The sequence below is a fragment of the Streptosporangium sp. NPDC006013 genome, from assembly GCF_040614275.1.
Taxonomy (GTDB): Bacteria; Actinomycetota; Actinomycetes; order Streptosporangiales; family Streptosporangiaceae; genus Streptosporangium.
Window position 1 is genome coordinate 1 of record NZ_JBEXUE010000228.1, and the last position, 15,825, is coordinate 15,825.

Sequence of the window (15,825 nt, forward strand, 5' to 3'; positions counted from 1 at the left end):
GAGTGCTGGAAGGCGCGGGTCAGTCCTGGAGGCCGTAGTAAGCAATCAGGTAGTCGATGACCTCGGCGGCGTGCGGCAGCAGCTCGGGCAGGTGCTTGGCGAGCGCGACCCGGGTGGCGTTGGCGAGTTCCGAACTGCTTGCCGTGGCGGTGCGGGTGTAGGGGGCCAGGCGTTGGATCAGTTCGTAGTTGCTGGCGATGTTTTCGGAGCGCATGGCGCGTTCGATCGGGGGGGCGCCCGGGGCCGGGATGGGTGGGAGGAGACGGCTGATGAAGGTGACGCGGTGCATGACTCGCCAGCAGGGGGGTTTGGCGGTGCTCTGGCGGGTCTGGCGTAGGGCGGAGGCGTCGGGGGCCGCGCTGTTCGAGAGCCAGATCGGGTCGACGACCTTGTTGAAGAAGTCGTCGAAGTTGGCGCTGCTCTCGCCCAGGTAGAAGGTGAGGAAGCGGTAGGCGTCCACCTTTCCGGGGACGAGGATGGGCTTGCCCTGGGGGGTGAAGGCGGGTTTGCCGTTGTCGTAGCGTTGCAGGTCGCCGGAGGGGGCGCAGTCGACGGTGAGGCCGAAGGTGCGGCTGACGTCCTTGGCGCGGGAGCGGGTCACGGAGGTGCTGCCGCCCAAGGAGGCGTCCATCTCGGCGGTCATGCCGGCGCCCTCGACCTTGAGGCCGCCCTCCATGCCGAAGCCGAACTTGCCCTTGAAGCTGTAGGAGCCGTTGTGGGTCTGGGTGACGGCGTCGGTGGCCTGGGTGGTCTCGGCGAAGAAGCCGCCCTTGGCCGTCCAGACGTAGGTGTTGACCAGGTCGCGGTGGGAGTAGCCGCTGGGGGCGGAGTTGCGGCCGGCGTCGCGGTCGCCTCCTGAGGGAGGGTCGGCGGTCACGCCCATTTTCCGCAGGAGCTTCTGGGCCTGCGCGTGCGTCGGATCGGGGACGTGGGTCTCGGTGGAGATGGACTCGTAGTAGGCGCGCAGCCGCTGCTGGTCGCGGATGATGCGGCGTTTGAGCGAGTACGCCTCGACGGGCTTGTAGAAGCTGTGGTAGCCGTAGGTGCCGGCGGCGGGGTAGTCGGGGTCGCGGACCTTGCCGTTGTCGTCGAAGCCGACCGTGCCGTCCAGGGTGCCCTGCTTTGTGTAGCGGGGGTTCACCGGGAAGGAGATGATGTTCCAGTCTTTGGGGATGTCGGGGTTGGCCACCATCCGGTAGGCGACCAGGGCGCCGGTGTGGGCCAGGCGCAGGGAGAAGATGTCGGCCGTCTCCGACTGCACCAGCGCGAAGCCCGTATTGGCGGGCACGTAGCGGCGGCCGACCGCGGCGTTGAGCAGCTGGGTGGGGTCTTCCAGGTGGCCGGTGAGCCGCAGTTTGGCGGCGCGGGTGGTGTTCTGGCCCTGGGAGAGCTTGGTCTCCTGCGACCAGGCGTTGGAGAACTCCAGGTTCAGCGAGTACGAGTTCTTGTAGGTCACCTCCATCATCGGCCTGGCGACCCCGGCGCCCATCGGTGCGGTGATCATCATCACTTTCGCGTTCAGTTCGCCGGTGAACTTCGCCTTGTAGGAGGCGTCGACACTGCTGTTGCGGTTGGAGGACATGCTGTAGGAGACCTGGTCGGCCTCGGTGAACTCCACCGTGGAGGCGCCGGCGAAGGAGTTGGCGCCGGTCAGGTTCTCCGACGGCACCGGCGGGGCGCTCTCGATGTAGCCGATGAGCTGCGGGTCGAACTGGGCCTGGCCCACCCACTCCGAGACGAGGTTGCCGACCTTGTAGCCGGTCACCAGGTGCCAGCGGCCCTGGCGCAGGTAGCCGTAGCAGCGCTTGAGCACGCCGAACGGCTCGCCCTTGACGGTGTGCTGCATGTCGGCGTACTCGCCGACGGCCGGGGTGGCGCTGATCATGTCGTGGAAGGGGGTGCGGATGGCGGCCAGCGCGGAGCGTACCTGGGCGGTGTCGGTGGCGATGGGGGCGTTGGAGAGCATCGGGCGCGGGCGCGCAGCGGGAAAGCCGAGGTGGTTGCCGCGCAGTCCTTCGTCATAGACCTGCGTGGCGGTGAGGGCGGTGGAGTCGCGGTCGAAGGGCCAGTAGCCGATGAGGTCCTTCTTGTCGCCCTTGAGGCGGGTGAAGAGGTTGTCGAGGATCTGTTCCCCGGTGCGTGCCGTGCGCCAGAGGCGGACCTCCTCCAGCATGCCGCTGAACGGCTCGGTCACCGCGCCGGCGGCCAGCCGGGCGGCCAGGCTGAGCTGCCGGTCGCCATAGTCGACCGGGGTCGTGACGGGTTCGGTGACGAGCGGCACGCCGTTGCGGAACAGGCGGAACGGGCTGGCGATCGGATCGGGGTCGCGCACCCACTGGGTGCCGCGCAGGCGCGCCGGGTAGGAGCCGTCGGCGGCGAGGGTGACGTTGCCGGTGTTCTCCTCGAAGGCCCAGCGGGCCACCAGCCCCTTTTCCCGCCTGGTGACCGGCTGGCCGATCTGGGCCGCCTCGCGGGCCGTGTTCCACAGGCGCACCTCGGCCAGCACGCCGGAGAACGCGGTGCCGGACACCGTCTTGCCCATGGTCAGGATGCTGTCGTTGCCCTGGGCTCCGGGGCCGGTATAGCGCTCGGCGCCGGCCGGTTGCCCGTCGATGTAGAAGCGGATGTCCGCCCAGGTCTGGGTGTCCGGCGGGGTCGTGGCGGTGGTGGAGGTCTCCGTCTGGCGGCCCTTGCGCACGACGGCCACCCGGTGGAAGGCCTGCGCGGCGATGGCGCGGGTGGAGGTGTAGCGCACGACCTTGCCGTCGGGCTCCTCGAAGGCGAACTCCAGCTTGCCGTCGGGCCGCACGCTGAGTTGGTACGGCACACCGCCGGAGAGGTACAGATCTCCCTTGGAGACCAGGCCCATGGTGCCGCCGAGCCGATCGGCCTGCAGGAACACCTCCAGGGTCAGGTCCTCGGCCACGTTCAGCGCCTCGTCCTTGGCCACCTCCAGGTGGGCTTTGCCGTCCAGCCGCAGGGCCCAGGACTGCCGGAAGGCGGCGGCCAGGTGCGTCCACTCGCCGCAGGGGAAGGTCTCCTGGCTGCGGAAGACGCGGTTGCCGACCCCGGCCACCATCCGGTAGCCCTTGATCGGGGAGGCCGCGGCCGACGAGCCGGGGAAGGTCCAGTAGCCCAGCAGGCCGGGCTCGCGGCCCGACAGCCGCTGGTTGCGCTCGCTGCTGATCTCGTACGGGGTGCGTATGCGGTTGAAGACGCGTACCTCGTCGATCTGGCCTGCCAGGTAATGGCCGGCGAAGGGCTTGACGCCCAGGAGCAGGGGGCCGCGCCCGGTGTAGGGGGCGTTGGAGGCGCGGCGGCCGACCTCGTTGCCGTCGATGTAGAGGATCTGGGTGCGGGTGGCGTGCTCGTACACCGCCGCCCAGTGGTGCCATCCCAGGTCCGTGGAGCCCTGGGTGACGTAGAGGTCATCGCCGTAGAAGCTGAAGCCGTAGCTGGTGTTGTCGCCGTTGATCTGCAGGTGCAGCGTCTGGTTCTGCACTCCGCCCAGGTTGCCGTGGATCAGCAGCGGCTGGGTGTTGGTCTGCCCGGGGTCGCGCCGTGCCCACAGCTCGATCGTGAAGTCCCGCCCGGCCAGCTCGATGTTCTTGCTCAGTTCGAGGAATTCCGATCCGTTGAACACCTTCGCGGTGTTCAGCGGGGCGTCCGCGAGCGACAGCGTGTACTGCGACTGCCCGCTGTTGGCGTGCAGGATCCTGGCCCCCGCACCCGTCATGGACGAGGCGTTCACCCAGGCCTCCATGGTCAGGTCGCCGGGAGTGGTGACCTGCTCCAGTTGGGCGGCGGGCAGTGTCAGGTGCTGCTGGCGGCCGTCGAAGGAGTAGGCGCGGCCGGGCATCTCGCCGCGCCAGCGGCAGGCGTGCCCGGTGACCAGGCGTTTGGCACTCCCGTTCGCGAGGGAGGTGACCGTGCCCGCGGTGAGGAGGACCAGGCGCGAACCCGCCGACAGCGGCACTCCGGGACGGGCGCAGGTGGCCCGCTGGTAGTCGTAGACGGCCAGGGTGACCAGCGCGCCGGGTGTGATCGTCTGCTTGACGGCGGTCAGGGTGAGGCTCTTGGCGCCGACCGCGTGGTCGGCGTCGGCGCTGTAGCCGTCCGAGCCGATCATGATGTGGGCGGCCTTCGGCACGACGGCCGTCAGGGGCTCGGTCAGCTCCACCTGCGTGCCGTTCACCTTGGCCACCGTGCCGAGTCTGACGGGCTCGCCCAGGGCTCCGGCCAGCACCGCGGTCAGCCGGTCGGTGTCGCGCGGCAGCGAGCGCCAGGTCTCGCCGTCGCGGCCGCCGGAGATGGTCAGGTCGCACCGGCCCGGCGCGTCGCCGTCGGTCACCGTGATGGTGAGCGCTCCGAGGTCGAGGGCCGCGTCGCGGGCCGTGAAGACGACCGCCTCGCCGTTGACGAGGAGTTCCTGGGTGGAGGGGACGACGAAGGTGTCGAGGTAGGCGGCGAAGAACTGGTCGTTGACGCCGTGGAAGTAGAGCACGACGTTGCCGGTGGCGCTGTCCAGCAGGGCGGGCGCGTCGTTGCAGCGGGCGAAGGCCAGCAGGGCGCCGGCGCAGCTCAGCCCGGTGCGGTCCAGGGTCAGCAGTGGCATGGCCACCGTCAGATCGGTCGCGCCCTGGGCGCCTCCGGTCTTCAGGGCGAGCTCGTTGCGCGCCGTGTCCAGGTCGACCAGTTTGGCGGCCAGTTCGCGGCGGAGCACCGGCAGTTTGATCTGCGCCGTGCGTGCCTCCTCCAGGGCGATGCGGGCCTTGTCGAGCTCGAGCTGCGCGTTCTTCAGGTCCGTGTCGGTGTCGTTGGTCATGCTGACGGGCACCATCTTGATCAGCCCGGAGTCCTGCGTCAGGGCCGCCCGTGTCTGGACCACGGTGCTGCCGGTGCCCTCCGAGGAGACGGCGAGGCCGCTGTTGAGGTTGATGAGCCTGACGTGGTCGCCGTTCTTCTCCATGGCGAACTGTGAGGGGGCGCCGCTGGTGCCGCGCTGCTGGATGATCCACGCCATGTCGGTGGTGGCCGCGCCGTTCACGGCCATGAGGCCATTCGATAGGACGTTGAGGATGTGATAGACGGGGTTGCCGTTGTACGTCACGCTGCCGATGCGGATGAACAGCCACAGGCTGCTGGGCGAGTTGAAATCGGGGTTTCTCACCAGCTCCGCGCCGTCGTCGGTGCGGTCGCTCCTGATCGCGATGGTCGGCCGGGTCGGCGACCCCTTCAACTCCAGCCGCCACCGCCAGACCGCCAGGTTGCCCTTGGACCCGTCGACGATCCGCTGGAGGTAGGCGACCTGGGCGGCCTTCGCGTCGTAGGCGCTCTGGAGCGCGGGCATGTTCCCGGCGGCCTTGGTCAATCGGTCGATCTCCCGGGGCAGGTCCAGCACCTCGCCCTCAAGCGTCTTGATCTTCTGTTCCAGCGCGGCGATCGCGTCCAGGTCCTGGCTCTGCTTCGGGCGGTCGATCAGCGGCAGGTCCAGGATGTCGGGCACCTGGGCCAGCCGTCCGTCCCGGCCCACGCCGAAGTCCACGGTCGCCACCTGGCCGCCGGAGTCGGCGGCGGCCTTGGTGGTGAAGGCGAGCAGTAGTCGCGCCTGGCGCTTGGCCGGTTTGGCGGCGGTGCCGTACCCGACGGCGGCGGACTGCTGCTGGTGGTAGAGGGCGGCGGCCATCCCGGAGATCACGCTCCGGCCCGCGATGGAGAAGCTGTCGCGGCGCACGCCGGGGTGGTCGCCCACCGGGGCTTGCGAGCCCACCCACTGCACGCCGCCGCGGAGCGTGCCGTTGACGGCGCGGTCGCTCTGGTCGTAGGCGGTCGTGCCCGACCCCTCGTCGAAGCGGTAGTACGCCACCAGCCCCGGCTCGTTGCCGATCAGGCGATGGCCCAGCTCCCGCCTCAGCTCCTCGGTCGTACGGGCGCGGTCCCAGAGGCGTACCTCGTCGATCTCGCCTTTGAAGAACTTGCCCGGCTGCCCCGCGGTGCTCTGCGCGCCGATCAGGACCGGTGCGGCCTGGTCCGCCTGGTACGGCAGGCTCACGCTCTGGCTCGCCCGGCCGTTGACGAAGACGGTCGCCTTGCTTCCGTCGTAGACCCCGGCCACGTGGGTGTACTCGTTCAGCGAGATCGGCTCGACCGAGGCCACCGACCAGGGCGCGCTGTTGTGGGCGAGGAACACCGTGCCGTTCGCGTGCACCCCGAGCCGGCAGGCCGCGCCCTTGGCCAGCACGGTCCCGTCGAAGGCCGACGGCTTGATCCACGCCTCGATCGTGTACGGCCCGGCGCCGAACTGGAGCGCTCCAGGAGTGCCCAGGTCCACGTGCCCGGCCGTGCCGTCCAGCAGCAGCGCGGTCTCCGCGTGCCCCGCGACACCCGCCACCGGGACCAGATCCAGACCGGTGAACGGGCACTTACCAGGGGCGCGCTCGAAGACGGAGTCGCGGTACTTGGCGTCGGGGCTGGTGTAGTAGCGGGTGCCCTGGGTGTTGAACCCGCCGTCGGCGTCGCGCTCGATGTTGAAGCAGTCGACGCGGCCGGTGGCGTCGTTGTGCGCGAAGAGCTGCCAGCGCCACATGTCGTTGATCGCGGTCGGCACCATCACCGCCGCGAACCGCCCGCCGCTCAGGTTGCGGATGAACGACAGCTCCTTCGTCGGCTCGTAGAACGGCCGGCTCTCCATGTCCTCGGTGCCCAGCGTGTCGTTGGACGAGTCCGGCCGCGTGGCGTGCCGGCTGCGCCGGTAGCGCACTTCCAGCACCGGCTTGAGCTTGCCGTCCACCAGCAGGAACCGGTCGCACAGCAGCGTCTCGCGCACCAGCGGCACCTTGGCGCCGCCGCTGAGCACGTAGTCCGTCCTGGCCGCGTCGCCGGAGCAGCCTCCGCCGGTCAGCTTGTGCACCGCGTCGGCGTGGGCGGCCCCGATCGACTGCCGCAGCACCACGACGTACGTGCCGTCCGAGATCACCTGGAACGGGGCCGCAGCCGACAGGCGCGCGGTCGTGGAGAGAAACGTATCGATCTCGTCGGGTTCCAGCTGTTCGGCCGCCCCCGCCTCGATCCGGCCGCCCCGCTTGACCGTCGGCATCGCCGTCGCGCCCGCGATGCTGTAGCCGACCTCGGTGATCTCCCGTGCGAACGGCAGCTCGGCGGGGTTGTCGGCCCAGTACGCGGCGTCCGTCTCCCCCTTGGCCGCATCCTGCCTGGCCAGGTCCAGGACGTTGTAGACGATCCGGCGCGCCGTGTCCATCGCGAACGCCACCGTGATGCCCTGGTGCCGGACCATCGCCACATGCGCGTACGTCCGATCGCCGTAGACCTTGAGCAGGGAATCCTGAGCCGCCATAGCCACCTCCGTGAGCTGAAGTCCACTCACACTGACCCCGATCGCATTTCGGATCAATGCGGTCACGGCGACCACATTCGGCCAGCTTCATCGCTTTATCTCCGCCCCCAGCGGGTATCGCACCTCGCGGCGGTGAAATGGCAGCGATCCCGTTCGGGCGGCTTCTGAGAATGACCGGTTCTCGGAAATACACTCCGGTGGTGACTTCCGGGAATCCAACTCCGGCCGGGTCACAATCCCCGCCGGCAACTTCCGAGAACACGGAGACCGGAACGGGCGACGTTCCCGCCAAGCGGTGAACAGCTCGCCCTCCAACCCGTCCAGTGAGAACTGGCCAACATGAGGTCAAAGGCATGAACGACGGCCAGATCAATCCGGAACTGACAATTGTTTCGGTGGCGCTACCTGGGGTCGAACTCTCCGGCCCATGCCCGGCCTGATCCTTATGCCCCCGTGCGAGCGGCTTCGATCTCCAGGACGATGTCCACCTTCTCCCCCAAGGCCATGCCGCCGCCGGGGATGGGCCCGTTGTAGCTGACGCCGAAGTCCATGCGGTTGATCTCGCCGGTCGCGGTGAACCCGGCGCGGCCGCCCCGGAAGGGCTCGGCGGCGAAGGGGTCCGGGCCGAAGCCGTTGACCTCCAGCTTCAGTGACACCGGCCGGGTCACGTCCTTGAGTGTGAGCTCGCCGTCCATGACATGGCCGTGGCCGTCCAACCGGATGGCCGTGGAACGGTACGACATGGTGGGGAACTTCTCGACTTCGAGAAAGTCGGCGGAGCGCAGATGCGCGTCGCGCTGGGCGTTGCCGGTGCTCACCGAGGCAAGGTCGATGGCCGCGGTCACGCTGGACCCCAGGGGCTCCGCCGCAGTGGTGATCGTGCCTTCGACACCGGTGAAATGGCCACGCACCTTGGCGATCATCAGGTGACGTACGACGAATCCCACGTAGGAGTGGGCCGGATCGATGGCCCACGTCGCGGCCAGGTAGCCCGGGATCTCGACAACTCCGGCTTCCATGATGTCTCCTTAGTCTTGATGAGTAACTCGGTTCTTAGAAGTGACCTGATCTCTGTTCGGAACTGGCTCTATGCTCGGTCGCCGCGTCTCATCGCACAAGAAGGCACTTTTTCCTTGCTCGGTTCACCGGAGGTAACCATGGGCGCACCGCTCTCCCGCACACCGGCCGCCTGCCGCGCCCGCGAGATCCTCGACCGGGTGGGAGACAAGTGGTCGCTGTACGTGATCTCGAAGCTGGGTGCGGGGACCAAGCGGTTCACCGAGCTCAAGCGCGAGATCGACGGCATCAGCCAGCGCATGCTGACCGTCACCCTGCGCGAGCTGGAGCGGGACGGCATCGTCTCGCGCACCATGTACCCGGTGATGCCGCCCCGCGTCGATTACGCGCTCACCCCGTTGGGCCACACCCTGGTTGAGGCCGTCCACGGTCTCGTCAGCTGGGCGGAAGAGCATCTCGACGAGATCGACGCCGCGCGCACCACCTACGACACACGCGCCGAGCAGGTATTCGGCTGATCACTCCCCGCCCGCGAGCTCGCGGAAGTCGATGAGGGACGGCGGCGGCAGCGGCAGGTTCTCCGTGCCCGGCGCGGGACTGCGTTCCAGCAGCCGGGTGCCGACCACCCTCCCGGCGAACACCGCGTGCAGCCTGAGCCCGCTCCCCGAACGGTTGCGGAACCCGTGAGCGGTGCCCGGCGGCACCAGGATCACCGCTCCGGGGCCCACCGGCCGCCATTCCTCGTCGTAGAACGCCTCGCCCTCGCCTTCGTCGATGATGAGGACCTCCTCGTTCGTGTGCGTATGCACCGGGATGACCTCATCCGGCGCGAGCAGCTCGAAGTTGAGCACCAGGTCCTTGACGTAGTCGCCGTCCGGACGGACCGGATCGAGCACGAGGCAGTGGCGGGAGTTCGGTTTGTAGTTGTGCGGGTCCTCAGGAAACGGCCGGTAGTCCAGCCGGTTGATTATCGTCATGCGGCCGAGCCTGCCCGCGAAACGTTATTACTGGTAGATCGCACTTTTTCGGAACCAGGTGAGGTCCGGGTAACCGGTCAGGCCGTTTTGATCGCGCCACCGTCGATCAGGTAATCGGCTCCCGCGATACTGGCCGCGAGCGGTGAGGCCAGGTAGGCGACCAGTGTGGCCACCTCGGCGGGCTCGGCGAACCGGCCGGTCGTCATGCCCATCTGCGCGGGCAGCAGCCGGAGCAGGTCCTCGTGCGGCACCCCTATCGCTTTGGCGAGCTCCGCGCCGTAACTCGCCGGGCCCTCCCACAGCGAGGTCCGCACCGGTCCGGGCGAGACCGTGTTGACCCGCACACCCCGCGACCCGAACTCGTCGTTCAGCGCCTTTCCGAACGCCGTCAGCGCGGATTTGGCGGTCGTGTAGAGGACCGGTCCCGCGCTTGGCTGCCGGGCGCTGTTGGAGGAGACGTTAACGATCACGCCGCCCCGCTCGATCAGGCTGGGCAGCGCGGCCCGGGTGGCGCGTACCGCGCTGAGGAAGTTCAGCTGGTAGGACCCCAGCCACCGCTCGTCGTCGAAGTCGAGGAACCCTCCGGCCTGCCCCGCCGCCCCGTCGCCGCCGCCGACATTGTTGACCAGCACGTCGATCCCGCCCAGTTCCCCGACCGCGTGCTCGACCAGTGTGGTGACCCCTTCCGCGGTGGCCAGGTCGGCGGCCACCACGAGCGCGCCCGTCTCCTTCAACTCGGCGGTGAGCGTGCGCGCTCCGGCGACCACCCGCGCTCCCTCGGCCGTCAGCGTCCGCACGATCGCCAGGCCGATCCCCCTGCTGGCACCGGTCACCACCGCGGTCTTGCCGTTCAGTCCCAGATCCATGACAGAGCCTTCCCATCCACTCGCAACACTTGTGATGCACTGAAGGTACGACATGCAACACATATGTTGCAAGTAATCCCCAAAGGGGGACATTGAAGTAGCCTGACGGAGTGAACAAGCTGCGCTCGGACACGGAACGGACCGTGCGGACGATCCTGGAGGCGGCCGAACGCGTCCTCAGCCGGAATCCGGCCGCGAGCATGGAGCAGATCGCCGAGGCCGCCGGGGTCGCCCGCACGACCGTTCATCGCCGCTTCACCTCGCGCGACGCGCTCGTCGACGCGATGACCGCGTGGGCGACGCACCGGTTCGCCGAGGCCGTCGAGTCGGCCTACACGACCACCGCCCCACCCCTGGTCACACTCCACCAGGTGACCGCGAACGTGCTCCGCATCAAAATCAACTGGGGGTACGCGATGAGCCGGACCCCCTCGGCCGGCCCCGAGGTCGCCTGCGTGTACGCCGTGGCCCGGGAGCGGTGCGACGAGATGTTCCGCAGAGCACGCGACGCGGGCCTGCTCCGCGCGGACGCCGACCTCGACTGGACCCGCCGCGTCTACTACGCCCTGATCCACGAGACGGCGACGGGATCGGACGAGGGGCAGGACCCCGACGCCCTGGCCACCCGCCTGGTCGACACCCTGCTGCACGGTTTCGGCGAGCACAACCGATGATCTTCACATGACGCCGGGTGACCACCACCTGGCCCGTACCACCACGATGGTCCGCCGCGAGCACGCCCGCCGTACGCGTACCGGGGCCCGATGGCGACAGCGGGCGGGAGTTGTGGCCGGTCGACCTGCCCGCGATCGAGGGGCGGGCAGGCCGGTCCGGTTCCAGGTGGCGGGTCTGACGGTCAGTTGTCCCAGATCGCGTTCTTCAGGATGGTGGCCAGGCCCGGGGTGGCCCACTGGTCGACGATGAGGATCTTCGACTGGGGCAGGTACCACTCACGCTGGTTGAACGTCGACTTCTGCTCACCGCCGGTGTACGTCACGCACCGGCCGGGCCACACCCGGTAGTGCGCCTTGTGGGCCACCCCGATGTTGCGGTAGCCGACCGCGATCGCCTTGCCGAGGACCTGGCCGTACCTGGGGTTGGTCGCACAGGGCACCACGTCGGACGCCGGGTAGAACGGCCCCTGGTCGGGGTTGTAGCGCCCGAAGCCCTCGGCGCCGGTCTTGAGGGCCTTCGGCCCGATGACCCAGAAGCTGTCGCACCTGGGCTGGAAGTAACCGCCGTTGGGCCGCGCGCAGGCACCGGTCACCACCCGGACCTGGTCCGCGGTCCCGTACACCCGCCAGGAGTTCGGGATCTCCAGCGTCAAACCGCCGCGCAGCCGGAGCAGCGCGGTGGAGGAGCTCGCGGACGCGGGAAGCTGGGCCGCCAGCACGGCGGCTCCGGCGACAGCGGTCACCGCGATCATTCTTTTCATCATGGCGGCGATGCTAGTGAGGACGACTTGCCGTTTGCATGCATTCCTCTTGCCATGAGGGCATATATCACCACTTGGGGTGCCGCCAAGGAACGTGTCGGCGACCTCCGAAGTCGGCTTTAAGACGTACCCAAGTGGCCGGGGTCACGATGGCCGCATGAACCTCCCGAAAAGCCTGATCAGGGCCGCCACGGGGGCGGCCCTCGTGCTTCCGCTCCTCGCCCCCGTCACCCCCGCCTCGGCCTCGGACGCGGCCCCGTACGTCCGGATCACCCTGAACACGATCGTCCCGTGGCGGACGCTGGGGAACAACGGTGACGAGATCTTCGTCAAGATCTCCGGTCCCGGGCTGATACCGCCCCTGACCACGACCTACCGGGTCTGGCCGCCCAGCAACGGGATCCATCCGGTCACCTCGGGCTACTGCTACAGCTTCGAGAACGCCCCGTGCCCGCCAGGCAGCAACGACCAATCCTGGAAGCTCATCACCCCGAGCAAGCCCGTGTTCCGGGCCAACGGCGGCCTGGCGACCATCAACATCCGGGACAACGACGTCATATTCGCCGATGACGACGTCTTCCTCCAGTCCTTCCACCTCAACCCGCTGACCCAGGAGAGCCGCTACACCCTGCGGCCGAACGCCGGTAGGACCGACACCTCCGACTACCAGGTCAACATCACCCTGACGCCCAGCATGACCCCCTTCTGACCTCCCCCTGAAGGGTCGGCAGGCGGGTAAATGGGCATCAAGTGTCACGGAGTACCGCATACGGCTCTCCTGTGACACCGGTAAAATCAGCGAGAGAGGAGCCGGGCGTGTTCAGCACTCCGAGCAACCCCGAGTCCGTCTTCACCTACGGCGCCCCCGCCCTGAAGTTCGGCTCCGGTGCCTCGGCCGAGATCGGCTTCGATCTCGGGCAGTACGGCGCCCGGCGCGTCCTCGTCATCACCGACCCCGGGGTGGCCGCGACCGGCGCGCCACAGCGGATCGCCGAGCAACTCTCCGGGTTCGGCATGGAGGCGAGCGTGTACGAGGGCGTACGCGTCGAGCCGACGGACGAGAGCCTGCTGGCGGCCATCGAACACGCCCGCGCCGGTGGCCCGTGGGACGCCTTCGTCGCCGTCGGGGGCGGCTCCAGCATCGACACCGCCAAGGCGGTCAACCTGCTCACCACCAACCCGGGCGAGCTGATGGACTACGTCAACGCGCCGGTGGGCGGCGGCCTGGCCCCGTCCCGGCCGCTCAAGCCGCTGGTCGCGGTGCCCACGACCACCGGAACGGGGTCCGAGAGCACCACGATCTGCGTGCTCGACGTGCTCGACCTGAAGGTGAAGACCGGGATCAGCCACGCCCGGCTCCGCCCGGTGCTGGCCGTCGTCGACCCCGACCTGACGATGACCCAGCCCGCCGGGGTCACCGCGGCCGCCGGGATGGACATCCTCTGCCACGCCCTGGAGAGCTACACCGCCCGGCCCTACACCTCATACGAGCGCAAACGCCCCGAGGAGCGGGTGCCCTACTGCGGTTCGAACCCGGTGGCCGACATGTGGTCCGAGCGCGCCATCGCGCTGCTCGCGCAGTCCTTCCGCACCGCCGTACGCGACGGGGACGACGTCGAAGCCAGGGGGCGGATGGCGCTGGCGGCGACGTTCGCCGGACTGGGGTTCGGCAACGCGGGCGTGCACATCCCACACGCCAACGCCTACCCGATCGCCGGGCGGGTCAGGGACTTCCACCCCGAGGGCTACCCGGCGGGCGAGCCGATGGTGCCGCACGGCATGGCCGTCGCGCTGACCGCTCCCGAGGCGTTCAGGTTCACCTTCGAGGCGCAGCCGGAGCGGCACCTGCGCGCGGCCGAGCTGCTCGACCCGTCCGCTGCCAGGCCCGACGACCTTTCCGAGTACCTGCCCGGCGTGCTGACCAGGCTGATGCGCGACATCGGCCTCCCCGGCGGGATCGGCGGCGTCGGCTACACCGAGGCGGACGTCCCCGCGCTGGCGGAGGGCGCGATGAAGCAGCAGCGCCTGCTCAGCACCGCCCCCCGGCCGGTCACCGAGGACGACCTCACCAAGATCCTGACCCGCTCCATCGTCCTCTGGTGAAGGGGATCCCCCTCCAGAGGACTCGACCGACGTTCAGCGAATGGTGAAGGTGCGGTCCAGGCCGGTGACCCGTAGCAGGTCCGCCGTCTGGTGACGAGGCGCGGACAGCTCGAAGGTGACTCCGAGCGATCTGGCGCGGCGCTGGATGCCGACCAGTACGGCCAGCCCTGAGGTGTCGAAGAACGACACCCCGGACAGGTCGAGGATGAGCGGATTCGCTCCGCGCCGCAACGCTCGGAGCAGCCGTTCGCGCAGCGCCGCGCTGGTGAAGACGTCGATCTCGCCGTGCAGATGGATGACCGTGGCGGCGGGGGCGACGGCCTGGGGCCCCACTCCGCAGGAGGCCCGAGTTTTCAGGATGGTCATGAGGTCTCCTCTCGGCGAGGATCCGGGCCCTGGTGACCGGCGGGCGACCTGCCCGCCCTCGTTCTCCCAGGTGGTCCGGCATCGTCCCGGGCGATCAGGGTGCCGCCGGAGGAGGCCTCGGCGATGAGGCCCGCCGCGTCCTGGGAGTGCGGCCACCAGGCCCCGTCCACGGCGCCCCCGCGGCCGAGGGTGGGATCCAGACTCAGACATGCCTCGTCGGTGAGCGGTGTGCTGTGGAAAAGAAGCGCCTGCGTCATGATCGCCCGGCCCGTCTCGGCCCGTAGGAGGACCGGATTCGCCTATCGCCTTGGGCGACGTCGACCTGAATGCCAACGTACGAAGTGTCCTCGGTACCCCCTACTCTACGCCTGCTTTCCGCTCCGCGACGTGATCAAGGCCGGGGCTTGGCCGGTGACTCGTTCCGGCGGGGCGGCGGCTCCACCACCATCATCGGAGCCCGTCTCACCGGTGGCGGACCGCCCGTCTTCGAGTGCGTTTTACGGTGTCGGCCTCCCGAGCACCTCGGCCAGGCGCGAGAAGCCATGGAGGGGGTGAGGGCCCAGGATTCACCACTATAACGGGAGGGTTATCTCGAAAAGGGATTATCTGGGCGTATGGCGATAACTCACGATGTGGGCACTAGATCCACTGCGCTCACCCCCAAGGAGACGCCGTGCCCCGCCCCCTCCGCCTGGCGCTGCTCGTACCGGTCGTCATCGCCTCCCTCGCCACACCAACGTCCGCCGCCGCCGAACCGTCCCCGCCGGGATCCACCGAGCGGGTGGAGGTCTTCTCCCCCGACGGCACGATCCAGCAGGTCGAGATCCCGAAGCGGCAGGTGCCTCCCGCCCCGCGCGCCGCGCCGGCCGCCACGGTCACCGCCCTGCAGCAGACAGGCCCCTCCTCCCAGCGCTTCGACCTGGTCTTCGTGGGCGACGGTTACACCTCCGCCGAGATCGCCACCTTCCAGGCCCACGCCGCGAGCAAGTGGGCCGAGATGACCGCCGTCGAACCGTTCAGCACCTACAAGAACTCCTTCAACGTGTGGATGGTCAACGTCGTCTCCAGCCAGTCGGGCGTCGACAACGACCCCACCCAGGGCGTCAGCAGGAACACCGCGCTCGGGATGGGGTTCTGGTGCTCGGGAATCGAGCGCCTGCTCTGCGTGAACACCGCCACCGCCAAGTCCTACGCCGCGCTGGCACCCGGTGTCGACCAGGTGGTGGCGCTGGGCAACAGCACCAAGTACGGCGGCGCGGGGTACGGCGCGGGTGGCGGCGTCGCCACCGCCTCGGGCGGCAACGCGAGCTCCGGCCAGGTCGTGGTGCACGAACTCGGACATTCAATGGGTAACCTCGCGGACGAGTACTCCACCCTCAACACCACCTACAACGGCGGCGAGCCGTCGGCGGCGAACGTGTCGAAGTACACCGCCGCGCAGCTCACCTCGGGCAGGCGCAAGTGGTACCAGTACCTGGGTCAGGCCACTCCCGACGGCGGCGTGATCGGCGCCTACCAGGGGGGCGCCGACTACGCGTACGGCATCTACCGCCCGTCGGAGAACTCGATCATGCGCACCCTCGGGAAGAAGTTCAACCTGATCGGTCTCGACGCGATGACCAAGGCGATTCTCGCCAAGACGGGATGACGGCCCGGCGCTGAACGCACGCGATCGCCGAAGGACGTCCGCTTCCGCGGAACGTCCTT

Annotated in this window: 12 protein-coding genes; 6 read left to right on the forward strand and 6 right to left on the reverse strand. The window is 68.9% G+C overall.

Annotation, left to right across the window (positions count from 1 at the left end):
• Positions 1-19 precede the first annotated feature (19 nt).
• Entirely contained in the window at positions 20-7,354 is a 7,335-nt protein-coding gene (locus ABZ260_RS29530; protein WP_355624388.1) for a LamG-like jellyroll fold domain-containing protein, read from the reverse strand.
• 443 nt (positions 7,355-7,797) lie between these two features.
• The gene (locus ABZ260_RS29535; RefSeq protein WP_355624391.1) at positions 7,798-8,373 is read right to left on the reverse strand and encodes a YceI family protein; all 576 of its coding nucleotides are present in this window, start codon (positions 8,371-8,373) and stop codon (positions 7,798-7,800) included.
• Positions 8,374-8,511: 138 nt separating this feature from the next.
• On the opposite strand from ABZ260_RS29535, the gene ABZ260_RS29540 reads away from it, so the two are divergent.
• On the forward strand, positions 8,512-8,889 hold the full coding sequence (locus ABZ260_RS29540) for a helix-turn-helix domain-containing protein (protein WP_355552378.1): 378 nt from the start codon (positions 8,512-8,514) through the stop codon (positions 8,887-8,889).
• On the opposite strand, the gene ABZ260_RS29545 is transcribed toward ABZ260_RS29540, so the two are convergent.
• Both ABZ260_RS29545 and ABZ260_RS29550 read right to left on the reverse strand, forming a co-directional pair.
• The gene (locus tag ABZ260_RS29545; protein WP_355624394.1) at positions 8,890-9,348 is read right to left on the reverse strand and encodes a cupin domain-containing protein; all 459 of its coding nucleotides are present in this window, start codon (positions 9,346-9,348) and stop codon (positions 8,890-8,892) included.
• Positions 9,349-9,425: 77 nt separating this feature from the next.
• A complete protein-coding gene (locus ABZ260_RS29550; RefSeq protein WP_355624397.1) occupies positions 9,426-10,214 on the reverse strand; it encodes an oxidoreductase in 789 nt (262 codons plus the stop codon).
• Between the two features lie 110 nt (positions 10,215-10,324).
• Here ABZ260_RS29550 and ABZ260_RS29555 point away from each other — a divergent pair, with 110 nt between their 5' ends.
• Positions 10,325-10,888, forward strand: coding sequence for a helix-turn-helix domain-containing protein (locus ABZ260_RS29555; RefSeq protein ID WP_355624400.1), 564 nt, complete (start codon positions 10,325-10,327; stop codon positions 10,886-10,888).
• Between the two features lie 17 nt (positions 10,889-10,905).
• Positions 10,906-11,067: a hypothetical protein gene (locus ABZ260_RS29560; protein WP_355624403.1), complete on the forward strand. Its 162-nt coding sequence runs from the start codon at positions 10,906-10,908 to the stop codon at positions 11,065-11,067.
• A gap of 3 nt (positions 11,068-11,070) precedes the next feature.
• Here ABZ260_RS29560 and ABZ260_RS29565 read toward each other — a convergent pair whose 3' ends face one another.
• Positions 11,071-11,652: a hypothetical protein gene (locus ABZ260_RS29565; protein ID WP_355624406.1), complete on the reverse strand. Its 582-nt coding sequence runs from the start codon at positions 11,650-11,652 to the stop codon at positions 11,071-11,073.
• A gap of 154 nt (positions 11,653-11,806) precedes the next feature.
• On the opposite strand from ABZ260_RS29565, the gene ABZ260_RS29570 reads away from it, so the two are divergent.
• Positions 11,807-12,358 (forward strand): hypothetical protein, encoded by a 552-nt coding sequence (locus ABZ260_RS29570; RefSeq protein ID WP_355624409.1) that lies wholly within the window; start codon positions 11,807-11,809, stop codon positions 12,356-12,358.
• A 107-nt stretch (positions 12,359-12,465) separates the two neighbouring features.
• Complete coding sequence (locus ABZ260_RS29575; protein WP_355624412.1) at positions 12,466-13,752, forward strand: hydroxyacid-oxoacid transhydrogenase; 1,287 nt, start codon at positions 12,466-12,468, stop codon at positions 13,750-13,752.
• Between the two features lie 33 nt (positions 13,753-13,785).
• On the opposite strand, the gene ABZ260_RS29580 is transcribed toward ABZ260_RS29575, so the two are convergent.
• On the reverse strand, positions 13,786-14,118 hold the full coding sequence (locus tag ABZ260_RS29580) for an STAS domain-containing protein (protein WP_350912645.1): 333 nt from the start codon (positions 14,116-14,118) through the stop codon (positions 13,786-13,788).
• A 673-nt stretch (positions 14,119-14,791) separates the two neighbouring features.
• On the opposite strand from ABZ260_RS29580, the gene ABZ260_RS29585 reads away from it, so the two are divergent.
• Positions 14,792-15,766, forward strand: a complete 975-nt coding sequence (locus ABZ260_RS29585) for a M64 family metallopeptidase (protein ID WP_355624416.1) — start codon at positions 14,792-14,794, stop codon at positions 15,764-15,766.
• Positions 15,767-15,825: the final 59 nt, after the last annotated feature.